Origin of the sequence: Janthinobacterium sp. BJB401, assembly GCF_013372745.1 — a bacterium.
GTDB lineage: Bacteria > Pseudomonadota > Gammaproteobacteria > Burkholderiales > Burkholderiaceae_D > Janthinobacterium > Janthinobacterium rivuli.
In genome coordinates this window covers 53979-78005 of sequence record NZ_JABXFH010000006.1, presented here as the reverse complement: position 1 = coordinate 78005, position 24027 = coordinate 53979, and the positions used below count along the sequence as shown (strand labels likewise).

The 24027-nt window shown below is 58.3% G+C and carries 16 protein-coding genes and 1 tRNA gene; 6 read left to right on the top strand and 11 right to left on the bottom strand.

Translation table 11 applies throughout. From position 1 onward, the window contains the following. Positions 1 to 201: 201 nt before the first annotated feature. A complete protein-coding gene (locus HWE17_RS06365; protein ID WP_176388188.1) occupies positions 202 to 1002 on the top strand; it encodes a class I SAM-dependent methyltransferase in 801 nt (266 codons plus the stop codon). Positions 1003 to 1008: 6 nt separating this feature from the next. Here HWE17_RS06365 and HWE17_RS06360 read toward each other — a convergent pair whose 3' ends face one another. The 3 genes from HWE17_RS06360 to HWE17_RS06350 all read right to left on the bottom strand — a co-directional run bounded on the left by HWE17_RS06360 (position 1009) and on the right by HWE17_RS06350 (position 2736). Then, positions 1009 to 1509, bottom strand: coding sequence for a hypothetical protein (locus HWE17_RS06360; RefSeq protein WP_099401709.1), 501 nt, complete (start codon positions 1507 to 1509; stop codon positions 1009 to 1011). A 64-nt stretch (positions 1510 to 1573) separates the two neighbouring features. Continuing rightward, positions 1574 to 2320, bottom strand: coding sequence for a M56 family metallopeptidase (locus HWE17_RS06355; protein ID WP_176388187.1), 747 nt, complete (start codon positions 2318 to 2320; stop codon positions 1574 to 1576). Then, positions 2320 to 2736 (bottom strand): GNAT family N-acetyltransferase, encoded by a 417-nt coding sequence (locus HWE17_RS06350; RefSeq protein ID WP_255206134.1) that lies wholly within the window; start codon positions 2734 to 2736, stop codon positions 2320 to 2322. The genes HWE17_RS06355 and HWE17_RS06350 overlap by 1 nt, the downstream gene beginning before the upstream one ends. Before the next feature lie 127 nt (positions 2737 to 2863). On the opposite strand from HWE17_RS06350, the gene HWE17_RS06345 reads away from it, so the two are divergent. Next, positions 2864 to 3256 (top strand): Imm10 family immunity protein, encoded by a 393-nt coding sequence (locus tag HWE17_RS06345; protein ID WP_052140012.1) that lies wholly within the window; start codon positions 2864 to 2866, stop codon positions 3254 to 3256. Between the two features lie 70 nt (positions 3257 to 3326). Here HWE17_RS06345 and HWE17_RS06340 read toward each other — a convergent pair whose 3' ends face one another. Then, positions 3327 to 3692 carry a helix-turn-helix domain-containing protein gene (locus HWE17_RS06340; protein ID WP_099401707.1) on the bottom strand — a complete coding sequence of 122 codons (366 nt, stop codon included), beginning with the start codon at positions 3690 to 3692 and terminating at the stop codon, positions 3327 to 3329. Between the two features lie 191 nt (positions 3693 to 3883). On the opposite strand from HWE17_RS06340, the gene HWE17_RS06335 reads away from it, so the two are divergent. From HWE17_RS06335 to HWE17_RS06325, 3 genes are all read left to right on the top strand, one after another. After that, positions 3884 to 6766 (top strand): SNF2-related protein, encoded by a 2883-nt coding sequence (locus HWE17_RS06335; protein WP_099401706.1) that lies wholly within the window; start codon positions 3884 to 3886, stop codon positions 6764 to 6766. A 107-nt stretch (positions 6767 to 6873) separates the two neighbouring features. Then, on the top strand, positions 6874 to 10233 hold the full coding sequence (locus HWE17_RS06330; protein WP_176388186.1) for a site-specific DNA-methyltransferase: 3360 nt from the start codon (positions 6874 to 6876) through the stop codon (positions 10231 to 10233). Continuing rightward, entirely contained in the window at positions 10226 to 13654 is a 3429-nt protein-coding gene (locus HWE17_RS06325; protein WP_176388185.1) for a DEAD/DEAH box helicase family protein, read from the top strand. The genes HWE17_RS06330 and HWE17_RS06325 overlap by 8 nt, the downstream gene beginning before the upstream one ends. 197 nt (positions 13655 to 13851) lie before the next feature. Here the strand turns inward: HWE17_RS06325 and HWE17_RS06320 are convergent, their stop codons facing one another. The 5 genes from HWE17_RS06320 to HWE17_RS06300 all read right to left on the bottom strand — a co-directional run bounded on the left by HWE17_RS06320 (position 13852) and on the right by HWE17_RS06300 (position 19216). Next, the gene (locus tag HWE17_RS06320; RefSeq protein WP_099401703.1) at positions 13852 to 14148 is read right to left on the bottom strand and encodes an addiction module antidote protein; all 297 of its coding nucleotides are present in this window, start codon (positions 14146 to 14148) and stop codon (positions 13852 to 13854) included. 9 nt (positions 14149 to 14157) lie between these two features. After that, a complete protein-coding gene (locus HWE17_RS06315) occupies positions 14158 to 14448 on the bottom strand; it encodes a type II toxin-antitoxin system RelE/ParE family toxin (RefSeq protein WP_099401702.1) in 291 nt (96 codons plus the stop codon). 605 nt (positions 14449 to 15053) lie between these two features. Continuing rightward, a tRNA-Leu gene (locus tag HWE17_RS06310) sits at positions 15054 to 15138 on the bottom strand. A 130-nt stretch (positions 15139 to 15268) separates the two neighbouring features. Next, entirely contained in the window at positions 15269 to 16585 is a 1317-nt protein-coding gene (locus tag HWE17_RS06305) for a hypothetical protein (RefSeq protein ID WP_176388184.1), read from the bottom strand. A gap of 273 nt (positions 16586 to 16858) precedes the next feature. Then, positions 16859 to 19216: a DNA polymerase II gene (locus HWE17_RS06300; RefSeq protein WP_176388183.1), complete on the bottom strand. Its 2358-nt coding sequence runs from the start codon at positions 19214 to 19216 to the stop codon at positions 16859 to 16861. Positions 19217 to 19348: 132 nt separating this feature from the next. Between HWE17_RS06300 and HWE17_RS06295 the strand changes: the two genes are divergently transcribed. Beyond that, on the top strand, positions 19349 to 21028 hold the full coding sequence (locus tag HWE17_RS06295) for an AMP-binding protein (RefSeq protein ID WP_176388182.1): 1680 nt from the start codon (positions 19349 to 19351) through the stop codon (positions 21026 to 21028). Between the two features lie 74 nt (positions 21029 to 21102). Here the strand turns inward: HWE17_RS06295 and HWE17_RS06290 are convergent, their stop codons facing one another. Both HWE17_RS06290 and HWE17_RS06285 read right to left on the bottom strand, forming a co-directional pair. Continuing rightward, positions 21103 to 22083 (bottom strand): choice-of-anchor A family protein, encoded by a 981-nt coding sequence (locus HWE17_RS06290; RefSeq protein WP_035822402.1) that lies wholly within the window; start codon positions 22081 to 22083, stop codon positions 21103 to 21105. 198 nt (positions 22084 to 22281) lie between these two features. Continuing rightward, positions 22282 to 24006, bottom strand: a complete 1725-nt coding sequence (locus HWE17_RS06285) for a glycosyltransferase family 39 protein (protein WP_176388181.1) — start codon at positions 24004 to 24006, stop codon at positions 22282 to 22284. Positions 24007 to 24027: the final 21 nt, after the last annotated feature.

The following is a 24027-nucleotide window of genomic DNA, read 5'->3' as shown; positions in this document are numbered from 1 at the left end:
AAATATCTTAATTGTAATTATTCTCCCTGTCGTGCAAGTCATTTCCAAGCGGATGAGTGGGGCGCTCACCTTGTCGTGCCCGTGGAATGGCCGTGCTGACGAGGAAGTTGCCATCAGGAATTGTGTGGTTTTTTTGCAAGGTGCGACGCCTTGCCATGCGTCATGCTACATTCGCGTCCTGTTTTTTCTGAAAGGATGACTATGCCTTTAAGTAACAACTTCTTGCGGCATAATCAGCAAGCCTGGGATGCTCAGGCTGCACAGAACAGCCCATGGTCGCAGCCTGTCGACAGCGCCACCATCGCCGCGGCGCGTGCCGGGCAGTGGCAAATCCATTTGACGCCCGGCCCCTTGCCGGCCGGCTGGCTGGGCGAGGTGCATGGCAAGCGTATCCTGTGCCTGGCCGGCGCCGGCGGACAGCAGGCGCCCGTGCTGGCGGCCGCCGGCGCGCACGTGACCGTCTTCGATTTGTCCGGGCAGCAACTGGCGAAAGACCGCATGGTGGCTGAACGTGACGGCTTGCATCTGGCCACCGTGCAGGGCGATATGCGCGACCTGAGCCGCTTTGCCGATGCCAGTTTCGATGTCATCGTCCATCCTGTATCGAACCAGTACGTACCCGACATCGGCCCCGTATGGCGCGAATGCGCGCGCGTGCTGGCCGACGGCGGCGTGCTGCTGAGCAGTTTTTTCAATCCGGCCGTGTTCATCGGCGACCGCGACCCGCAATGGGCACAGCAGGGCTTGATACGGCCCCGCTTCGTGCTGCCGTATTCGGATCTGGAGGATATGGACGCCGATGCGCTGGCATTGCGCATGGAGCAGGGCGATGCGCTGATCTTCGGTCACGGGCTGGACAGTCAGATCGGCGGCCAGCTGGCGGCGGGCTTCGTGCTGGCGGGGTATCACGAGGAAATGCATCCGCACCCGCGCTTTGAAATTGAAAAATACTTGCCCAGCTTTATCGCCACGCGCGCCATCAGGCAGGCGCGCGCGGTGTAGTGCTTATCAGTTGTACGGCTGCAAATCGAGCCACACGGCATATGACAGGCGCTTGCCATTCCACAGTCCGCCACCGCGGATGACGGCGTCGCACGAAGTCAGCTGGCCCACCAGATCCATGCGGCCCAGGTTGCGGCGCAGGCGCAGCGCGTCGTTGTGCGACAGGTAGCCGACCAGCAGGCCATCGATGAAGACGGCGATGGCCTTGTCCTGGAACGGGTTGGCATCGTCGCAGACGAGCAGGGCCAGGCATTTTTCTTCCGCATTGCCGGGACCATGCTCGCCGGCCAGTTTGGCGATGGCGCCCTGGTACATGGCTTCGTTTTCCACTTCCGACGCAAAGCGTCCCTCGTCGCTCCAATGATGCGCGGGGGCGCCCGCAGGAATCGCCGGTACGTACTGGCGCACCGAGACGAGCGGCTTGTGCAGCGGTTTGACGGGCGTGCGGCCGCTGAAGACGTAGTACAGCAGGGCGATGACGATCACGATGGCAAGCAGGTAAAGCATGGTATCTCTCTGATTTCTAAGGGGGGAGCCGGGATCGCGGGCGCGCCGCGCGGCGTTGCCACTACTATAGCAAGTTCGCCGCCCGGTTCCGCGTAAATCTGGCCATGATTTGCCGCCGGCGCCGCAGCGCCAGCGGGTCGTTCAGCACGATGGGCGAGGCGCCCGTCAGACCCGAATAGTACTGGCCGTGCTGGCGCAGCACGATGGCATAGTCGCGCAGCGCGTGGCCGTGCGCCAGCACGCGCGTGTCGCAATCGACCTCGATGGCAAAGCGCAGCCGGTGCAACTGCCACCACAGGGGCAGGTTCCACGGCATGAGAATAATCAATGCGTACGCCACGGCCAGCAGCAGCGGATCGTGCGCGGCCAGCCGGCATTGTGCGTGCGCCAGCAGCAGCGCCTGTTGCTGGGGCGAAATCAGTTGCAGCCAGACGGGCATCACGATGCGCGGCCGCAGCAGCCCCGCCACGCAGGGACCGATGCCGCCGCTCAAGTACACGGGCGTGCCCAGCAACGATGTTTTCTGCCAGCGACGCTGGTGCGACAGCAGCCAGACGCTGCGCAGCGCCAACAGCAACAGCATGCCGCTCGATAAGACAAACCAGCCCAGCTTCAGCTGCGCCTGTTCCGCCGGCATGGCCGCCAGCACGCCGGGCAGCCACGCCAGCGGCAAGATGGCGGACGCGGCGATGGCCGCCAGCCACAGCCAGCGCGTCGTGCGCCCGCGCCGCTGCAGCAGGCGCTCGGCGCGCCAGGCGGCAGCGCTCAACATCAGCGCCAGCGCCATGCTGGCAGCCAGCCAGGCCGGCACTAGCGTACCAGCGCCATGCCGACGGAGGCGGGCGCCGTGTGCTTGAAACCGAATTGCGCATACAGTTCTTGCGCCTGGCCATCGGCGATCAGGCTGACATACGCGCTTTGCGGCACCTCCGTCTCGATGAATTGCATGATCTCGCGCATGATGCGCTTGCCCAGGCCCTTGCCCTGGTGGGCCGGCAGCACGGCGATATCGGTGACCTGGAAGAAGCAGCCGCCGTCGCCGATGATGCGCCCGATCCCCACCACCTCGTCGCCATGCAGGATTTGCACGGCAAACAGGGAATTCGGCAAGCCCTTGGCCGCCGCCGCCGTGCTTTTCGCGCTCATGCCGGCGGCCACGCGCAGGTGCTGATAGGTGGCGATGGAGGGGATGGCCAGGCGGGTGGTGTAGGACGATGCTGCGGTCAAGGCGGTCTCCTGTGCAATATGGATGGAATGACCATTATAGGGGCACGCTTTATTCGCCGCGCGCTATGTCGTCCGCGCCGCTTTTGCGCTATGGTGGCGTCATCCATCTATTTGTTGAAAGCACGCCATGTCCGCAGGATTTACCGCCACCGAGTTGTCCGTCATCAATGAAGACGACGCCCTGATCACCACCTTGGCCGCGCCAGCCGGCAAAGGCGAGCCCGTCTACCTGATGCTGCAGCGCGCCGACGAGTATGACGAGCAGGACGTGGCCATGGGCATGGACGAACCGTACATCGAATACTGCGGCCAGGAATTTGCGTGGTACGGCCACATGCACGCCGTGATCCTGCACCCGAACCGATTGTCCGTGCAGATGGATGCCGAGGCCGCCATGCAGATGGATGACGATGGCCAGATCGACGTGCGTTTCAACCTGACGCCCGAACGCTACGCCCAGCTGCAGCAGGCGCTGCGCACCACGTTCGAGGGCTGCGATTATTATCGCGAGGAGCGTTGAGGCATTCATGCTCGCGCTCAAAAGACAATTTTTTTATTGTCGTGCTGAAGGGGGCGGCTGACAATACGTATCAGTTGTCTTTGTGCTGTGCCTTCAGCATCACCCCAATAAAATCATTGATAAGTTGTTGATTCGATGGCGTTAGCTGCATGAATTGCGTGACTACGCATTCAAGGCGACGCGTAATCTGCTGCATTTCATCTTTATTTCCTACTATTTTATTTGAAAGACTGGTTTGTTCTGCAATCAGGTATAGCGAAGAAACCGGCAAGCCTAGCGCTTTCGAGATGCCTTCTAGCATTTCTGGGGTTGGTTGCTGTAAATCACGTTCCACCTTTGATAAATTTCCTGGGTCGGTACCTGCAGCCAATGCGATCCTCTCCAGCGTCGCGCCTTTATCTTTCCTGATTTGTCGGATAACTTGGCCAATTTTCATCAAGCAATTTTCCAGCCTTCACCGTAAGTAAGACAAAGTCCATCAAGCAAATTTAAACACTATAATTTGCGTATAGCGCAAATTATTGGTATAAGTTTGATCCTTCTCCTATTTTTTTACCTAGTCACTCATTCCGAGCGCCTAGCGCGCCAGCAAAAGATGGGATTTGCCGCCCATCATTTATAAATCAGATGTTCACCGCTTACCACGCCAAATATTACGCGCAGGAATTAGTACTAAAGCATGCTGCTGACGGGGTGGATCGATTGTCGCAAGCGCTGTTTGACGCCAATGTCGACCTGAATCCTCACCAGATTGAGGCGGCGCTATTTGCGTTAAAAAGTCCGCTTAGCAAGGGCGTGATACTGGCCGATGAAGTGGGCCTGGGCAAGACCATCGAGGCAGCTCTGGTGCTGGGGCAGTACTGGGCGGAACGTAAACGTCGTTTGCTCATCATTGGTCCAGCCAGCTTGCGCAAGCAGTGGTCGCAGGAGCTGCGTGATAAATTCAATCTTCGCAGCCTGATCCTCGATGCACCGACATTGCGAAAAATCGGCTCAGGCCAGTCTCTCGATGCTCTGTGTTCAAGGCAAATCCTAATCATGTCCTACCAATTTTCGCTGCGGATGGAGGTGGAACTGCGCAGCGTGCCATGGGATCTGGTCGTCATCGATGAGGCGCACAAACTGCGCAATGCACACCGTCGTACCAATCGCATCGGACAGGCACTTAAACGCGCATTGGCCGGTCGGCAAAAGCTGCTATTGACTGCCACGCCGCTGCAGAACTCCTTGTTGGAGTTGTATGGGCTTTCTACACTGATCGACGAGCACCAGTTTGGCGACGAAACCGTATTCCGTCGCCAGTACATGCAAAGCGGCGCCGATCTGCCCGCGTTGCGCGCCCGCCTGCAAACCTTCGTTCAGCGTTCATTGCGCAAGGACGTGCTGGAATACGTCAAATATACCGAGCGCAAGCCGCTGACGCAAAAATTCAACCCGACCGACGAGGAGCAGCAACTCTACGACGCCATCTCCGTTTTCCTGCAAAATGAAGTGTCCTACGCCTTGCCAAAAAAGCAGCGCCATTTAACCGCATTGATCCTGCGCAAGCTACTGGCATCGAGCGCGCACGCCGTCGTTGCCACCTTGCGCACCATACGCACAAGGCTGGTCAGGCTGGAGGAATGCGATGAGACGGCAGGGCAAGACGACTTGGTCGTTCAATTGATAGCAGACGAAGACCTGGAACAAGACTACCTCGACGATGCCGAAGATGATAACGGCGATGGCGATGATGAACATAAGCCAGGTGGCGGGACGCCGGACAGCATCGATGTCAACCGTGTCCGCGCCGAGATAGCCGAGATCGACAGTTTCATAGCTGCCGTCGGGGCGTTGACAACCGACACCAAGGCCCAGTCGCTGCTGCACGGACTGGCTGCAGGGATGGCAAAAATGGTCGAACTGAAGGGACCGAAGAAAGCCATCATCTTCACTGAATCGCGTCGTACTCAGGAATATCTGGCGCAATTTCTCGCAGTACATGGCTATAGCGGGCGCATCGTCACCTTCAGCGGCAGCAATAATAGCGAACAGGCCACACACATCTATCACGCCTGGCTGGCACGGTATAAAGGCACTGACCGTGTCACCGGCTCGCCGCAAGTGGACCGACGCACCGCACTGATCGATTGCTTCCGCGACGACGCCGACATCATGATCGCGACAGAAGCCGCCGCCGAAGGCGTCAACCTGCAATTTTGCGCACTGGTTATCAACTACGACCTGCCGTGGAATCCGCAGCGCATCGAGCAACGCATAGGGCGCTGCCATCGCTATGGCCAGCGCTTCGATGTCGTGGTCATGAATTTCCTCAACACCCGCAACTACGCCGACCAGCGGGTGCTGGAATTGCTGACCGAAAAATTCAGCCTGTTTTCCGGTGTCTTCGGCGCTTCTGACGAAGTGCTGGGCACTATCGAGAGCGGCATCGATTTTGAAAGGCGCATTCTGCAGATAGTCGAAAGCTGCCGCGAGCCGGAACAGATCGAGGCCGCCTTCAATGCCCTGCAAGCCGAGCTGGAGCAAGATATCAATGTCCGCATTCGTGACACCCAGACGCAACTGCTGGAACGCTTTGACGAAGACGTGCATGACCGCCTGAAATTGCGCTTGAACGAGGCCGAATCCAGGCTCGACAAGGTTGGCCGCTGGTTCTGGGGGGCGAGCCGTTACATCTTGGCCAGCCACGCGCAGTTCGACGATGCGCACTACGCTTTTTCGTTGCTGCGCCCGCCTATCGCCAGCGTCGCTGCCGGCCGCTATCAATTGCTGCGCGGCGCGCTCCAGCCCGACATGCTGGCGCATGCTTATCGTTTGACGCACCCGCTGGGTGAATGGACGCTGGCGCAGGCACTGGCCGGCGCCACGCCCCCAGCGGAAATCATCTTCGAACACAGCCGCCATCCCAGCCGCATCAGCGTGCTGGAACCACTGCGTGGCACCTGCGGCTGGCTGCGTCTGATCCGGCTGCGAGTCACCGCCTTCGATGTTTGCGAGCGCCTGATGTTCATTGCCCGCACCGATAGCGGTAGCGTGCTCGATCAAGAGACTTGCGAAAAAATGTTGATGCTCGAAGCCGCGGCCAAACCAGCGGGCATCACCGCGAGCGCGCCAGCCTGGCTTGATAGCAACGGCCAGCGCCGCGTGGAAGCTGAAGTCGCCGTCATCCTCGACACCAACCAGCGCCTGTTCCATGAGGAGCGCAACAAGTTGGAAAAATGGGCGGATGACAAATTGCTTGCAGCAGAAGAGCACTTGCGCAACACCAAGCAACAAATTGCCCAGACCAAGCGCGACAGCCGTCAGGCGCTATCGATGGAAGAGCAGGCCGGTATCCAGGTTCAGCTGCGGGCGCTGGAACAGCAGCAGCGCAAGCAACGCCAGGAAGTGTTTGAGGTGGAAGACGCCGTCCTTGAAAAGCGAGATGCGCTGATCGCGCAACTCGAACAACGGCTGACGCAAAGCGTCCACGCCGAAACCTTGTTTTCCATTCGGTGGTGGGTGCAATGAGCGACAGCACCACCCATGCCAGCCGTCATCCCTGCGCAAGCAATACCCCATGCCGCTACCCAATCGGGCAGAACCGAACCACAGCAGAATAACCAACCAAGCTAAAAATGACACAAGCCAGTACTGCCAATAAACAACGCGACCGCTTCATCCAATTGCTGCGCGAGCTATTCCAGCTCAACCAACCCGATCTCGATTTCGGCCTGTACCGCATCATGCATGCCAAATCGGCAGAGATTGAAAAATTTCTGAGCGAAGACTTGCTCGCAGTGATCGCAACCACCTTCGGCGGCAGCGCGCAGGCGGGCATCGACACAGCCCGCGCCAGCTATGAACGGGAGCTTACCACCGCCAAAGAATACGGCGCGGTCGAGCCTGACAATCTGCCGAAAGTGCAACAAGCTCGTGCGGCATATGAAGCCGCACGCGACAGCGCCGGCGATGATGCAGAAATTTATGATCACCTGTATCGATTTTTTGAACGCTATTACGACCAGGGCGACTTTCTGTCGCGCCGTTATTACGCCCGTGAAACCCACGACCGCGCGGCGCCGTACTCGGTACCCTATGATGGCAGCGAGGTCTATCTGCACTGGGCCAACAAGGATCAGTACTACATCAAGACCAGCGAAAGTTTTAACAACTACAGTATCGACATCAGCAAGGCCGCCGGCAGCGACGGGCAAAATCCCCTGTTTGGCGATGCTGAAGCCACCGCGCCGCGCAGGCTGCACTTCAAATTGGTGGAAGCGGAAGAGGGCGAGCACAACAACGTCAAGGCCACCGCCGACAAGGACCGGTTTTTCCTGCTCGACGCCACGCCGATTGCGTGGCAAACAGGCGCGGATGATGCCGCCGAACTGGTCGTGCGCTTCCAGTACCGGGCGGATGACGAAAAGACCGGCAACACCGGCACCTGGCGCGACAAGCGCAATACGCAATCGGTAGTAGATATCCTGACTGCGCTGCAGCAACAAGCGCAGGGTGGCGATGCGCAGGCCGGCGACGCCGCCGCCTATCATCTGGCCCTGGCGCAACTGGTGAGCAAAGGCGCCAAGAAGGCTGGCGGCAAGCAGGATACCCAGCCGCTGCTGGCCAAATACCTGCACCAGTACACGGCCAAGAACACGATGGATTATTTCATCCACAAAGACCTCGGTGGTTTCCTGAAACGTGAGCTGGATTTCTACATCAAGAACGAAGTCATGCGGCTTGACGATCTCGGCACCGCCAGCGCGCCACATGTCGCCAATTTTGAAAACTACCTGAGCAAGCTGCACACGCTGCGCGCCATCGCCCACAAGCTGATCGCGTTTCTGGCGCAGATTGAAGACTTCCAGAAAAAACTCTGGCTGAAGAAAAAATTCGTCATCGATACACAGTGGCTGGTCACCCTCGACAGGGTGCCGGCGACGATGTATGCGGAAGTTGCCGCGAATGCAGCACAGTGGGTGGAATGGCGGCAGCTTGGATTCTTGATCGAGCCGTCGCAGGATCTGCTGGCGAATGCGAAACCGGGCACGCTGGAATATTTGCAGGCGAACACCACGCTGGTGCTGGACACGCGGTTTTTTGATGCGGAATTTACCGCGCGCTTATTGGCGAGTATCGACAATCTGGATGACGCGACCGATGGCGTGCTGGTGCATAGCGAGAATTTCCAAGCGTTGAATTTGATGCAGGAGCGATATCGGGAACAGGTGAAGTGCATTTATATTGATCCACCGTATAACACAACTGAAAATGCTATCCCATACAAAAACACATTCAAACATTCATCATGGATTTCATTAATTCAAAATCGTTGCGAAATTGGACGAAAAATGAATTCAAAAGATGGGTCTATATTGTTTGCTATAGATGATACGGAAATGGCTAATGCTCGTCTTCTCTTGAATGGCATTTATGGAATTAATAACTATATATCAACAATTTCGGTTGAGGTAAACCCTGCTGGTCAAAATATACGTGAAAACGAACCGGCAAAAAGTCATGACTATTTTCATGCCTACGCAAAAGATATTAATTGTAGTTCAATTAATCTTCGTGGATTAACTCCAGAAGAAAAACAGAGCTTTAATCTTGTAGATGATATCAGTGCATTTTTATGGGATAATTTAAGAAGGCGCGGTGGAAATTCGCGACCAGATGATCGGCCAAATCAGTGGTATCCATTATATGTAACACTAAATCCACCCAAAGTATCATTAAAAAATTTTAGTGATGCTATAGAAATTTTTCCTCTTGACCCTCATGGTGAACGAAGAATTTGGCGAGTTAGCCCAGATGGTGCACGTAAAGATATTCTATCTGGAGATATTTCTGTATTGGAAAAAGCTGGTCGGGTTGAGGTTGTAAAAAAAACTAGAATTCCGGAGGGGAGAAAACCAAAAACAATGTGGTATGGAGGTGCGTACTCTGGAACGACGTATGGGTCGAAATTACTCAAAGATATATTAAATACGACAGAATTTTCATATCCTAAATCAGTAAATTTGGTGGAAAATGCACTTATTTATTGGGCAGATAAAAATTCACTAATTTTGGATTTTTTTGCAGGTTCAGGTACAACTGGACATGCGGTTATTTCGCAAAACAAAAAAGATAATGGTAGTAGAAAGTATCTGTTAATTGAAATGGGGGGGTATTTTGATTCGGTATTAAAAAGAAGAGTTTCCAAAATAATTTTTTCAAGCGATTGGAAAAATGGCAAGTGCACGGGCAACGATGGTATCTCTCAACTCGTCAAAGTCATTCGTCTGGAATCCTACGAAGATACGTTGAACAATCTGCAATTGGCTGAGATGGCCCCGCGCCAGCAAGCGATCACCACCAATTCGCAATTGCGCGAGGATTATTTCCTCAACTATATGCTGGCGCTGGAAACCCGGGGTTCTCCTTCGCTGCTCAATGTTGCGGCCTTCACCGATCCGACTGCCTACCAGCTCGACGTCAAGCGGCCCGGTTCGGACGCGCATGCATTGCGCACGGTCGATCTGGTGGAGACCTTCAATTGGCTGATAGGTTTGCGCGTCGATAAGCTGCATGCGCCGCAGACCTTTGCGGCAGAGTTCGAGCAGGAAGCCGATGCTGATTTGCCGGCAGGCAGCCCAACGCGCTTGCTGGTCAAAGGCAAGCTGAAGGAAGTCGCCGTCAATGCGGAGCTGCCATCGTGGTGGTTCCGCAGTGTGGAAGGCCGTGTGCCGGGCGCGGCAGGCTCGCTGATCGATCAGCGGGTGCTTGTCGTGTGGCGCAAACTGAGCGGCAACCTGGAGCAGGATAACGCGGTGCTTGATGCCTATCTGCGCCAAGTATTGCGGCTGGATTTGTCCAATAGCCAAGATAAGAACCAGTTCGATGTGATTTACGTCAACGGCAGCCATACTTTGCCGAAACTGCCGCATTGCGATATCCGCCTGCTGGAGCAGGCTTTCCATCAGCGCATGTGGGAGTCGCAAGATGTCTGACCTTATTACACTTCCGCTGCCGGCCAGTACGACGCTCAAGAAACGTGGTAGGCCCGTCAAGGCCGCCACTGGTGGCGCGCAAGGCGTGAGCGGTACTGTCGGTGCGGAAAAGTCGGCCAAAAGCCGCAGTCTGGCCAAGGAAAACGATCATTTCCGGCACAAGCTGGTCTTGAATGCCTGGCTGATACGCGAATTTGGCGTAAACCCGCTGCTGCATCTTACGGGTACGCCCATTTTGCCGATCCGGGCGCTGGGCGAGAGCATCCGCCACGTCGCCGAGGGCATCGGCGCGGATGGCTTGCATCATTTTTTCCATGCATTCCAGTTGTCGCCGCAAGCCGTCGTTACACGCGCCGAATTGCTGCGCTATGAAGAAAATATCGTGCGCCATACCGAGGCGATCAATGCCCAGCGCGCGCGCAAGATCAGCTGGAAATACTTTCAATGGATGACGCTATTGTTCGTCGAGCGTTACCTCGACCTGTTTTTTCATCGCAAGCATGACTTGCTGGAAGGCTTGAATCAATTTGTCCCGGCCTTCAACACTTGGCGCGGCGAGCAGGGCTTGAGCAGCCAGATCGACCTGTTCACTCTGGATGAATTGAACAAGGTGTGCCTGCAAAACGCGACCGGTAGCGGCAAGACGCTGCTGATGCACGTCAATCTGCTGCAGTTCCGCCATGCCGCAGCGCAGTCCGGCAAACTCGGCGAGTATGGCAGGGTGATCTTGCTGACGCCGGGAGCGGACTTGACCGAGCAGCATCTGCGCGAATTGGGCGCCAGCGGCATTGTGTCGGCGCGCTTTGTGGCCGGTGATTTGCTGTCGCAGACCGCACCCGAACTGACGCGTGTCGACGCGCTGGAAATGAGCAAGCTTGGCGATGAAGACAAGGAAAACATCGTCGCGGTACGCAATCTGGGCGACAGCAATTTGCTGCTGGTCGACGAGGGCCATGTCGGCCTTGGTAGCCAGAACGAAACGGGCTGGCTGGCGCGGCGCGATGCCTTGTCAGCCAAGGGTTTTGTGTTCGAGTATTCAGCGACGTTTGCGCAGGCGGTCGAGGCGGCAAAAGAAGACGTGGTAACGCAAGCCTATGCAAAGAGCGTGCTGTTCGATTACTCGTATCGCTACTTTTACGAAGATGGCTATGGCAAGGATTACCGGATATTTAACCTGTCGGGCAGCGGCCATGCGCACGATGCGACGCAACGCCTGTATTTGATGGCAAGCCTGCTGTCGTATTACCAGCAGCTGCGCTTGTTTGAAGAGCAGCGAGTGGGCTTTGGCGCTTTTAATCTGGAAAAGCCGCTATGGGTGTTTGTCGGTGCCAGCGTGACGAAGGCGATGGGCGGCACCAAAGACGATGTTGAAACGATGACGGACGTGGCGCGCATCGTGAATTTTTTTGCGGGGTTCCTGCATGAGCGCAGCCTCAGCGTGAGCGAGATCGAGGCCTTGCTGACTGGAAATGGTCAGGCGACCGGCTTGCTTGATGAGACTGGCCACGATATTTTTGCTTCGTCGTTCAAGATGCTGAAAGAAAAACGCCTGGCTGGCGAGGATGCTGCCGCGCTGTACCAGGATATCTTGACGCGGATTTTTCAGCATGCGGCCGGCGGCACCTTGACGCTGACGCGCGTCAAGGGCGAGACCGCCGAAGTGCGCTTGCAGGCGGGTACTTCCGACATTCCCTTTGGCGTGATCAATGTCGGCAACGCGCCTGCGCTGATGAAAGTGCTGGAACTGAGCTGTCCGCAGGCGATTGTGCGTGAAAGCGAATTTGCATCGGGGGCCTTGTTTGGCGATATCAGCGCTTCGACCTCGCCAGTCAATCTCTTGATTGGTTCGCGCAAATTTGTCTCGGGCTGGGATTGCTGGCGCGTTTCTACCCTGGGATTGATGCACGTCGGCAAAAGCGAAGGCGCGCAGATTATTCAATTGTTTGGCCGGGGCGTGCGATTGAAGGGGCATGCTTGGAGCCTCAAACGCAGCAGCGCCACACCATTGGTGCCACGTCCACCGAATATCGAGCTGGTGGAGACGCTGGGCGTATTCGGCGTGAAGGCCGATTATATGCAGGAATTCCGCAAGTTTCTGGAGCAGGAAGGCCTGCCTGGCAATGAAAAGAAGGAGACGCGGACGATACCCATGAACCTGACGTACGACTTCGGCAAGCAATTGATGATGTTGGGGCCGAAGACCAAAAAAACCAACGGACGCGACTACAGTTTTAAGCTCGATGGCCCGGTGCCGTCGGCGGGCGAGGTGCCAGCCAAGCTGAGGCAGAACCCGATAGTGGTCGATTGGTATCCGCGCATTGAAGCCATCGTTGCCCGGCGTGATCTGGCCGCTACCGGACAGGAGTCGGAAAAGCATAGCGGTGTGCTGGGTGCGACGCAGCTGGCCTTCATCCGTTGGGATGCGATCTGGTTTGAACTGGAAACGTACAAGCGCTTGCGCGGCTGGACCAATCTGAATATCGATCAGGGCAAGCTGGCCGCTTTGTTTGATGCCGGTTGCCAAGGCTGGTACACGCTGCTGATTCCGCAGGCGGCTTTAGCTACCAGCCACTGGGGTAATGTCGAGATTTGGCAGCGGGTGGTAACGGAGTTGTTGAAACGCTATGTCGAGGCTTTTTATAACCATTCGAAAAAGGCATTTTACGAGCCGCGTCTGGAATTGAAGCCGCTCGCAGCAGGCGACAAGAATCTTCCCGCGATTGGCGATGAGTATCAATTGATTGCCGATGCCAGCGATGAAGCATTGATTGTCGATATCAAGTTGTTGGAAGAAGAAATCAAGCAATCCGCTGGCGGCTTGATTGGCGAACACAAGGATCTGAAGGCGTACAAGCTGGGTGTGCATTTGTTTTCGCCGTTGCTGCATGTTGCGCGGGGCCGCAAGGTCAGTGTCGCGCCGGTGGCATTGAATGAAAGCGAGTTTGCCTTTGTCCGTGACCTGCACCATTTCATTGATCAACCCGGCAGCAAAACGCTGCTGGAAGGGTGCGACGTGTTTCTATTGCGTAATCGTAGCCGCGGTGGCGGGCTGGGCTTCTTCGAGGCAGGCAGTTTCTATCCCGATTTCATTTTGTGGATCGTGCGCGGTACGCATCAGTATGTTGCCTTCGTCGAGCCGCATGGCTTGATGCACGAAGGGCCAGCCAGCCAAAAAATCCTGTTCCATCGCACCATCAAGGAAATCGAACAACGTGTCCAGCGCGCCGGCAAGAAGGTCGCTCTGGAAAGCTTCATCGTCACGCCGACCCTATTGCGCAACTTGAAATGGGATGTCGGCACATTGGACGCCTTTGCGCAGCAGCATGTGTTGTTCATGGCTGATGACGCGGATGCTTATGTGCGGCGAATTTTCGAGATGACGCTGGCGGTCGATGCGGGAAAAATTCCGGTAGCGGCGTAACACCCGGTTTTGGCTTTTTTAGTGGCTGCCGGGTCAGCCACTTGGACACGACATGAACCAAGGCGCCTGGTTGGAATTTTGGTTGTTATTAATGCAACCTCAACTAATCAACATTGAGTTGGCTCAGATGTCGTCAGCTTGAGTATCGGTGCTCAAGGCTGAGAGCGTGTCGGAATGGCAGACCTGCGTACGATTTTTTAAGCTGAGAGGGCCGCGGCTCGGAATTGCAGGCCAAGAGCATGCGTTACCTTCAGTATTGTGTCGAAGCTTGGATTACCTTCGCCGGACAGGGCTTTGTACAAGCTCTCCCGTCCCAGTCCGGTATCTTTGGCGAGTTGTGTCATGCCGCGCGCCTTGGCAATATTGCCGAGCGCTTTGGCGATGAAGGATCCATCGTCGCCAGCCTCTTCAAGGCAGGCTTCGAAGTAGGCGACCATGTCCTCTTCAGTTTTGAGGTACTGGGCGCTATCCCATTTATTTAGTTTCTCTGCCATAACGACCTCCTAGAGTTCTTGTGCGAGTTGCTGTGCGGTTTTGATGTCTTTCGCCTGGGTTGACTTATCTCCACCAGCGAGCAGGATGATAATTTCCATGCCGCGTTGAGTGAAGTAGATGCGGTAACCCGGGCCGCAGTCAATTCGCATTTCCGAGACGCCGCCACCGACAGGCTTGCAATCTCCAAAGTTGCCGTCTTCGGCGCGGTCAATGCGCGCCTGGATTCGAAAAAAAGCCTTCCTGTCCTTCAGTTTACTGAACCACCCATCAAAAGTGACCGTGGTGTGGATGCTTTTCATACATACGATTGTATTATTTGGGATACATATAATCAAGCGAATTAATCAAATTTGAGCAGTTTAACCATGCCTGATGCGCTTGGTGATCTGAGCTGCAGCGGAAATGACAGCGGTGGCGCGGCGCCATGGATGAACCGTATATCGAATGTTGCTGCCAGTAATTTTCTTGGTATGGCCACATGCATGCCGTGATTTTGCATCCGAATCGCCTGTCTGTGCAGATGGATGCCAAGGCGGCCATGCAGATGGGCGACGAAGTCAGATCGATGTGCGCTTCAATCTGGCGCCGGAGCGCTACGCCCAGCTGCAGCAAGCGCTGCGCACCACTTTCGCGGGCTGCGATTATTATCGTGAAGAGCGTTGATCTGCGATGATGGCGCCGCGGCTGCCGGCGCGACCGTTTGGTTGTTGACAGAACTTAAACGATGCAATCCGCCTTGCGTGGCCAACTGGCGACAAGGGGAATCCCATGCATCGTGTGCGTAGCGCAAAGGCTGCGCGGTGGGCCTTTGCGTTGAAATGCATGCAGTAAAAAATTCAGGAAAAACAATAGGACGAAAATGAAAAAAGCACCGACCGAAGTCAGTGCTTTTCTACTTTAATTCTGGTGCCCGAGGCCGGACTTGAACCGGCACGCCTTGCGGCGGCGGATTTTGAGTCCGCTACGTCTACCAATTCCATCACTCGGGCAGCGCGAGACGCATTATCACTTATTTGTCACAATTCGGCAAGTTTTTCGCTTGCTGTTGTCAGCCCAAAGTAGAAACGCCGCCCCGAGCGCAAGCCTGGGACGGCGTTTCTCACTGCTGCGTGGCCAGACTTAGTTATGCACGCAGTTCAGCAGACGCGCGATGATGTCGTGGTTGAGCCAGACGACCGGTGCTGGCGGTTCCGACATGGTGTGGAACATCAACGGGCCCGTGCCTTCCAGCACCAAGGAACTCAGGTGGTCGGTGATCAGTTCCTTGCGGTCCTTGTGCAGCTTGGTGATGTCGTCCGAGGTGCCGATCATGACGTCGGCCAGCTCTGGCGTGTTGTCCATCGGCCAGGCGGCGAAGTTGCGGAATTGCACGCTGGTGGCGTCGCCATTGTAGGCGGCGATACGGTCGAGCAAGTCTTGCAGCGAGACGCCGTCTTCCAGCAAGCCCTGGCAGATTTTCCATTGCTCTTCGGCCCAGGCCGCGCCGCCTTCTTTTTTCAGCGCGTCGAGCAGGGGGAACAGGGACAGTTCCACGCCGACAAAAATGTCGGACGAGTTCGTGCGGATTTCCGGGCAGTTGAAGACGGTGGCCTTGATGCCTTTGTCCCACGCGGCCTTGGCCACGTTTTCCAAGCGCATCTTCGCCAGGCCTTGCGTGTAGTTGCTGTAGGTTTGCCACTGGTACTTGCCGTCGATCAAGATCTCGGTGCCGTGGTAGCCGTAGGCGCTGTAGCGCACCTGGCCGCCCGTTTGCTCGATGCGGGCGCGGATGGCGGCGCTGCCGTCGATCAGGTGTTGCAGGGTGTTGGCCGTGACTTCGTCGAAGTTCATCAGGATCAATTTACCCAGATCGCTGTCGAGCAGGGCGCGCGAGGACATGAAGCGCTCGCCGCGGCCTTTATAGATGCGGTTGGCGATGGCCAGGAAGACTTTGACCTTTGGAATGCCGCCAGCCATGGTGTGGGCGAAATACACATTGCTGCCGTCAGGAATCAGGCTGTCCAGCTCGGCCATGGCTTTTGCTACGGAAGCGCTGAAGCGGGCGATGCCGGCTTCGCGGCAGCGTTCGATCTGCGCCCAGTCCAGCTTGTCTTCCTGCCAGCTTTTCAGGGTCATGTCGGCCAGCAGGGCCGTCGGCGTCGGTTCGCCGGCTGGCGCGTCGAGGTCGAAACCGGCCATCAGCGGCACATTGATGATGCGGCCGCCCAGGTTGGCTTCGGCTTCGGCCAGCTCTTCCGCGTTCAGCGGGCGCAGCGCCATGTTTTCATCGCGGCGGCCGACCGTCATTCCGACGATATTCATGCCCGCCTTGCGCGCTTCGTCCAGCAAGCCATTCACATAGCCGCGGCCGAACAGCTCGCCGAACAGCACAAAGGTGTCGCCCTTGCGGAAGATATTTTTTTGCGGGATGTCTCTTAGGGACGTGATCTCGGTCATGGTGTCAATTCATTCAAAAAATAGCAGGGGAGGCGCATACCGCACAGCCTGCTGGTTCAACATAGTGATAAATTATGCGCCCTTTCAGTGGCGACAATCTTCTTGCGAACGATTCTCGTCTGGAGCGGCATCTTCTTCTTTGGAACAGCTCTTATTCTTTCGCCATGGCGTATTTTACGCTGCCGCGGCGCACAGCGCCCGTGGACAGGGTCAGATAAGTCCGGCAGGCGCCGATATTACCTCAGCTTGGCCGCGCAGGTAAGCAGAATTGATCTAAAACAAATCCTGCTGGCCCGACACCAGGCGCGAAAAATCGTCGCCCAGGAAGGGCAGGATCGCGTCGGCCACCGGTTGCAGCTGGCGCGTCAGGTAATGGTGGTAGTCGATGGGCGAGCGCTGCGTTTCCAGCGGTTCCGGCCCGGCCACCGTGATGACATAGCTGATCCAGCCGCCGTTCTGGTATTGCAGTGGCCGTCCCTGCGCCAGGTTGTAGGCGTCGGCCGTGCGCGCCGCGCGCACATGGGGCGGTACGTTGCGCTGGTAGTCGTCGAGCGGACGGCGCAGGCGTTTGCGGTAGACCAACAAGGCATCGAATTCGCCGCGCACGGTGCGCGCCACGTAGTCGCGCACATAGTCCTGGTAGGCGGCGCGCTGGAAGATGCGCCGGTACAAATCCTGCTGGAATTGCTGCGCCAGCGGCGTCCAGTCGCTGCGCACGGTTTCCAGGCCCTTGTAGACCATGTCCTCGCTGCCGTCCGGTTTACCCACCAGGCCCGCGTAGCGCTTCTTGCTGCCTTCTTCCGAGCCGCGGATGGTGGGCATCAGGAAACGCCGGTAATGCGTCTCGAATTCCAGCTCCAGCGCGTTGTCCAGGCCGAATTCATCGCGCAGATAGGTATTCCACCAGGCGTTCACATGCACCACCAGTGCGCGGCCGATCTTGCCCGCCTCTTCGTCGCTATGCGCCGTTTTCAGCCACACGAAGGTGGAATCCGTGTCGCCATAGATCACCTGATAACCCTGCCCGGTGATCAATTCTCGCGTGCGGTGCATGATGTCGTGGCCGCGCAGGGTGATCGACGAGGCCAGGCGCGGGTCGAAAAAGCGGCAGCCGCTGGACCCCAGCACGCCATAAAACGCATTCATGATGATTTTTAACGCTTGCGACAACGGTGCATTGCGCTCGCGCTTGGCCGTCTCGCGGCCTTGCCACACCTGTTCCACGATGGCCGGCAGGCAATGCTTGATCCTTGAAAACTGCGCGCCCCGGTAGCCGGGCACGGTATCGGCTTCGTCGCCGCTGGTGCCCACCACCAGGCCGACTGGGTCGATCAGGAAGGTGCGGATGATGGACGGGTACAGGCTTTTGTAGTCGAGCACGAGCACGGAATCGTACAGGCCCGACTGCGAATCCATGACGAAGCCGCCGGGGCTGTTTTCGCCGGACACATCGCCCAGGTTGGGCGCCACGTAGCCTTGCCGGTGCATCAGCGGCAAGTACAAATGTTCGAAGGCGGCCACGGAGCCGCCGCTGCGGTCGGCCGCCAGGCCCGTCACGCTGGCCCGTTCCAGCAAGAAGGTCAGCAGCTCGGTCTTGGCGAAGATGCGCGTGACCAGTTCGCAATCCTTGAGGTTGTAGCGGGCCAGCGCAGGTTTGTCTTCGCGAAAACGCCGGTCGATCTCGGCCATGCGCTGGTAGGGATTGTCGATGGACTTGCCTTCGCCCAAGAGCGTTTGCGCCACGTTTTCCAGGCTGAAAGAGGAAAAATTCCACGTCGCCGATTTCAAGGCTTCGATGCCGTCGATGATGAGGCGCCCTGCGGCGGCGGCAAAATAGTGTTCTTGCTTGCCGCCATGTTCGCGCCATTCCATCACGGCGCCGCCGCGTCCCAGCTTCAACGGTATTTGGTAGCGCTCGGCGTGCTGGCGCAGCACGCGCAAGTCGAACTGCACCAGGTTCCAGCCGATGATGGCATCAGGGTCGTGGCGTTCCATCCACGTGTTCAGGCGTTCGAGGATTTGCGCGTGCGTGTCGCAGTATTCGAGGTCGAAGTCCAAGGCGTCATCGCCGCCGTTTGGCGGCCCCAGCATGTAGACCTGGCGCTGGCCGCAGCCTTCCAGGGCCAGCGAATACAGCTCGCCATGCGCCGTCGTCTCGATATCGAGCGACACCAGTTGCAATGTGGGGCGATAGCCGGGTGCCGGTTTCAGCTGCACTTCCGTTTCTCCGCTGAACGTGACCGGCGCCGTGATGAAACGCTCCATCAGGTAGCGCTCGGGCGGGCGGATGTCGGCTTCGTAGACGTCGACGCCGTGCGCGCGCAGCTGCTTTTCCAGCTTCAGCAAATGCCGGTATTGCTTGCAGTACAGCCCCAGCACGGGGCGGTGATGAAAATCGCACAGCGACAGGGGACGCAGCTCTGCGTGGCGCTCGCCGCGCAGCAACTGTTGCGCCTGTTCCTGTTGCTCCATGGGAAGGAAGGCGACGGCCGTTTGCACGGGCAGGCGCACGTGGCGGGGCCCGGCATCCGTTGCCAGCCAGAAATCGACTTCCGTGCCGTCGCGCGTGTCGCGCCAGTGGCGGGTCAGGATGAAGCCCTGTTCGAGCGGGTGCTGCGTGGTGCCTGTCATGGTGCCGTGAGTGTCTGGTGTACTGGCCTGCACATTACAGCAAGCTGCGCAGGGCGGGGGCGGTTGCGGCTATAATTTTCTGCATCGAAGACGATAACAAGAGCGCGTCGCGCCATACACCCTGGAGACAGCATGCAAGCAATGAGTTATGTACACGGCGCCCACGAGACGCCGTTGATCGGCGAAACGATAGGTGCCTACCTGGACGGCATTGCCGCCCGCTACGGCCAGCACGACGCCCTGATCGTGGCGCACCAGAACGTGCGCTGGACGTATCGTGAGTTTCAGCAGCGCGTGCACCGCCTGGCTGCCGGCTTGCTGAAACTGGGCTTGCAGCCGGGCGACCGGGTCGGCATCTGGTCGCAAAACTGCGCCGAATGGGTGCTGACCCAGTTTGCCACGGCGAAAGCCGGCTTGATCATGGTCAACATCAATCCCGCCTACCGGCGCTCGGAACTCGAATACGTGCTCGACAAGGTGCAATGCAGCGCGCTGATCCTGTCGCCCAGCTTCAAGTCCAGCGATTACCTGGCCATCGTGCAGGACGTGGTGCCGGAAATTGCCCGTTCGCGCGCGGGCGCCCTGCAGTCGCCGCGCCTGCCGCAATTGCGCCACGTCATCCGGCTGGGTGCGGCCGCCACGCCGGGCATGCACAACTTCGACGCCCTGATGGACGGCATTGCCGATGCCGACCTGGCGCGCCTGGAAGAAGTCAGCGCTGGTTTGCAGTTTGACGACGCCGTCAACATTCAGTTCACGTCCGGCACCACGGGCGCGCCGAAAGGCGCCACCTTGACGCACCACAATATCCTGAATAACGGCTTTTTCATCGGCGAAGCCATGCGCCTCACCGAACAGGACCGCCTGTGCATACCTGTGCCGCTGTACCATTGCTTCGGCATGGTGCTGGGCAACCTGGCTTGCGTCACGCATGGCGCGGCCATGGTGTTTCCTGGCGAGGGCTTCGATCCGAAGGCCGTGCTGGAAACCGTGCAGGCCGAACGCTGCACGGGGCTGCACGGCGTGCCGACGATGTTCATCGCCATCCTCGACCATCCTGACTTCAAGCAATATGATCTGTCCCAGTTGCGCACCGGCATCATGGCCGGTTCGCCCTGCCCGATGGAAGTCATGACGCGGGTTATCGAATTGATGCACATGGCGGAAATCACGATTGCATATGGCATGACGGAAACGTCGCCCGTCAGCTTCCAGACGGCGATCGAGGACCCGCGCGAAATGCGCGTGTCGTCCATCGGCCGTGTCCACCCGCACCTGGAAGTGAAAATCATCGATGCGGAAGGGCGCATCGTGCCGCGCGGCGAGAAGGGCGAATTGCTCACGCGCGGCTATTCCGTGATGCAGGGCTACTGGGGCGATCCGGAAAAAACGGCCGAGGCCATCGACGCGGCGCGCTGGATGCACACGGGCGACCTGGCCGTCATCGACGACTACGGCTTTTGCAGCATCGTCGGCCGTTCGAAGGACATGGTGATACGCGGCGGTGAAAACATCTATCCGCGCGAAGTCGAGGAATTCCTGTACCGCCACCCGAGCGTGCTTGACGTGCAATGCGTGGGCGTGCCCGATGCCAAGTATGGCGAAGAGCTGTGCGCCTGCATCATCCTGCGTCCGGGCACGCAGGCCACCAGCGATGACATCCGCGCCTTTTGCGATGGGCAGATCGCCTATTACAAGATTCCCCGCTATGTACGTTTCGTCGAGGAATTCCCCATGACGGTGACGGGCAAGATCCAGAAATACCTGTTGCGCAAGCAGGTGGCGACGGATCTGGGCTTGAGCGTGGAATAAATTTTTCGTCAGCGCATAAAAAAACACCGGGACGCTCGCGCGGCCCGGTGTTTCGCATTGATTTAGCGTAAAGCTTAAGCCATCGCGGCTTGTGGTGCGCGCGCTGGCGTGCGGCGGCGCACGAAGGCGAGCAGGCCCAGGCCGGCCAGCAGCATGGCGTAGGTGCCTGGTTCCGGCACGGCCGAGACGCTCACCGTGTTGAAGCCGGCGCCGTTCATCGAGACGTGGCCATAATTGATCGAGCTGACCGAATTGGCGACCAGGGTGCCGTTCATGCTGCCCGAACCGGAAAACGCGCTGTTCGGTGCGAGGATGCTGCCGTTGATGCCGACGTTGTTCAGGTTGGTGGTGGTGGCGTTGGCGAAGTTCAGCAGCGTACGGTCGGCGAAGCTGCCGAAATTGTCGAAGCCGCCGCTCATGGTGATGTTGGTGGCCGTGCCGTTGATGATGATGCTGGCCGTGCTTTTCAGCGACGATACGTCCAGGGTCAGGTTATGCAGGTCGTTCGCCGCGATGGTGAAGACGTTGACGTCGGCGTTGACATCGCCGACCAGCTTGAAGCCGCCGTATTGCGAGATCACGGTGCCGTTCGATTGCAGCTTGGCCACATCGCCCGACAGGGTCGTCAGTTGCTGCTGGGCCGCCGCAAAGTCCAGGGTGGAGGCATTGCCCTTGCTGAAGGTACCCGATGGGTACCACGATGGCGCCGTCACGCTGCCGCTGGCATTGCTCACGCCATACACGCCCGTACCATTGATGGTGCCGCCGCCGATGTTCAGGCTGTTACCGGCGACCAGGGTGTTGACGGCGCTGCCCGGCTTCTTGTTCGAGCCGACGCTGTAGCCGTCCAGGTAGATATTGCCGCCAGCGGCCAGGCTGCCGCCGACGCTGGTAAAGCCGCTGGCGTTGCTGCTGCCGATGTTGCCGAAGATAAAGGCCGAGTAGCCGTTGGCGACGCCGAGGTCAATCACGGTCGCCTGGGCCGAAGCGCTGAAGGAGAAGGCGAACAGGGCGGCGCTGATGAGCGGCAAGGTGCGGGTAGTAAATAATTTCATGGACAATCTCATGGTGAATGGGGGGACGAATCGGGCGGGAAAGCAAGACACCGCCATCGCGCAAGCCATCATTATAATCTAAAAAACAATTTTAGTTCAATTTAGGTAATTAACTATATTTAAAAGCAACACTTTTTCTGTCGCCAGTGTTTGTCTGACGGACATGAAAAAACCGGGACTGGCCCGGTTTTTTGCTGTTTATCTGACGCGCTGGTACAGGCGGAAACGTTCCACGTCATCCGTGGGGCGGCGTCCTTCCCACAGCTTGATCCAGTCCGCGCCATGGTGCTCGGGCAATTGTTCCTTGCTGTCGGGCACCTTGATGCTGTCTTGCAACAAGAACACATCGCATTGCTGTTGCCCCACCTTGGCGAACGGCAAGTGGCCGAAGTAGGCGAACGAGGCACGCTGGGCAGCGCCGACGTTGCTGTTGATGCACTTGCTGCCTGGCGGCAGGTGGACGGAAATCTGGTGCGCCACGCTGGCGTAGCTCTTGCTGTAGTTCAGCGGCGGCAGGTACAAGGTCATGATCAGCACCCAGATCAGGATCAGGCCACCGGACGACAGCACCACGGCGCGCCACAGCACGGCCGGCTGGCGCGAGATGCGCCAGTGCACGAGCGCCACCCAGCCCGCGCTGGCGCAGGCGGCCACGAAAAAGGCCAGCAAGTCCAGTTCGGGCTTGAAGCCGGGCATGAGTTTCAGCGCATTGTGCGATAGTTTTGGCGGCCAGCCCGTCAGGATGGCGAACCAGAACACCCACAGCGCGAGGGCGCAGATGGTCAGCACCATCACGGAGAACCAGTCGATGGCGTTGATGGCGCCCCGTTTCATGGTCAGCAGGCCGAACGCTGCCATCACGGCCAGCGGCGGCAGCAGCGGCAGCAGCTGGCTCGGATCCGGATCGGGATGGCACAGGCCCAGGATGGCCAGCATGGCGACAAAAGTCAGCGGCACGACGATGTGCAGCACGTGGTGCTGGCGGCGCCAGGCATACACGGCCCAGGCGGCGAACGGCCAGGCGGGCCAGAAGAACCAGATGCCGACACGCAAGAAATATTGCAGGCTCTTCAGGCTCGGGGCGCTGAACTGGCGGCAATTCCATTCCATCCACGCTTGCAGCGGCGAATGGCCGTACGGCTGCAGCCACTCGCCCGGCAGCAGCCAGACGAGGGTCAGCGCGACGCCGATCAGGATGGCCAGCGCCAGGTGGCGTATGCTGCGCAGCAAGGGCAGGCGCAGGAAGATGGTGCACAGCAGCAGGGCGATGCTCAGCGCCGCCGGCGTGATCCAGCCGCGCGCCAGGGTCAGGCCGCCCATCGCCAGGCCCAGCAGGGCCGCATTGCGCACGGACGGGCCTTCCATGTAGCGCACGGCGCGGTACAGCAAATAGGCCATCAGGGACACGTACAGCGCTTCGGCCGTGATGTCATGGCTGTGCTGCAGCAGGCCCAGGCAGCCCAGGTAGATGAGCACGGCGGCATCGGCCAGGGTGCGGCCGAAGTCGTCGGGCTCGGGCTGGCCGCCAAAGGCCAGGCGCAGCGGCTGGGCGTCGTTGCGGCGGCCCAGGTTGAAGGCGGTGTACCAGACGGACAGGGTGCTGACGACGAAGATGCCGATGGTCGACATGCGCGCGCCGAAGACGTCGCCGTCGATCCAGCCGAACAGCTTGATGAAAATGGCGCCCAGCCAGAAGGCCAGCGGGCCTTCGTCGGGCAGCGACAGACCGGCCACGTTGGGCCACAGCCAGTCGTTCAGGCCGCCATGCGCCATGGTCCACATGATGCCGAAACTGGCGGCATCATCGTTCTTCCACGGTTCGCGGCCGATCAGGCCAGGCAGGATGTACAGCAGGCCGAGCGCAAACAAGGCCCATCGTGGCAGCGCGAGTGTGGCAGCGGCGGGAAGGCGGACTGGCTTCATCGATAATCGGTATCAGAATAG

Coding starts and splice junctions, on each gene's coding strand:
- HWE17_RS06365 (WP_176388188.1), top strand. CDS start 202: ATGCCTTTAAGTAACAACTTCTTGCGGCATAATCAGCAAGCCTGGGAT.
- HWE17_RS06360 (WP_099401709.1), bottom strand. CDS start 1,509: ATGCTTTACCTGCTTGCCATCGTGATCGTCATCGCCCTGCTGTACTAC.
- HWE17_RS06345 (WP_052140012.1), top strand. CDS start 2,864: ATGTCCGCAGGATTTACCGCCACCGAGTTGTCCGTCATCAATGAAGAC.
- HWE17_RS06340 (WP_099401707.1), bottom strand. CDS start 3,692: ATGAAAATTGGCCAAGTTATCCGACAAATCAGGAAAGATAAAGGCGCG.
- HWE17_RS06335 (WP_099401706.1), top strand. CDS start 3,884: ATGTTCACCGCTTACCACGCCAAATATTACGCGCAGGAATTAGTACTA.
- HWE17_RS06330 (WP_176388186.1), top strand. CDS start 6,874: ATGACACAAGCCAGTACTGCCAATAAACAACGCGACCGCTTCATCCAA.
- HWE17_RS06325 (WP_176388185.1), top strand. CDS start 10,226: ATGTCTGACCTTATTACACTTCCGCTGCCGGCCAGTACGACGCTCAAG.
- HWE17_RS06320 (WP_099401703.1), bottom strand. CDS start 14,148: ATGGCAGAGAAACTAAATAAATGGGATAGCGCCCAGTACCTCAAAACT.
- HWE17_RS06315 (WP_099401702.1), bottom strand. CDS start 14,448: ATGAAAAGCATCCACACCACGGTCACTTTTGATGGGTGGTTCAGTAAA.
- HWE17_RS06305 (WP_176388184.1), bottom strand. CDS start 16,585: ATGACCGAGATCACGTCCCTAAGAGACATCCCGCAAAAAAATATCTTC.
- HWE17_RS06300 (WP_176388183.1), bottom strand. CDS start 19,216: ATGACAGGCACCACGCAGCACCCGCTCGAACAGGGCTTCATCCTGACC.
- HWE17_RS06295 (WP_176388182.1), top strand. CDS start 19,349: ATGCAAGCAATGAGTTATGTACACGGCGCCCACGAGACGCCGTTGATC.
- HWE17_RS06290 (WP_035822402.1), bottom strand. CDS start 22,083: ATGAAATTATTTACTACCCGCACCTTGCCGCTCATCAGCGCCGCCCTG.
- HWE17_RS06285 (WP_176388181.1), bottom strand. CDS start 24,006: ATGAAGCCAGTCCGCCTTCCCGCCGCTGCCACACTCGCGCTGCCACGA.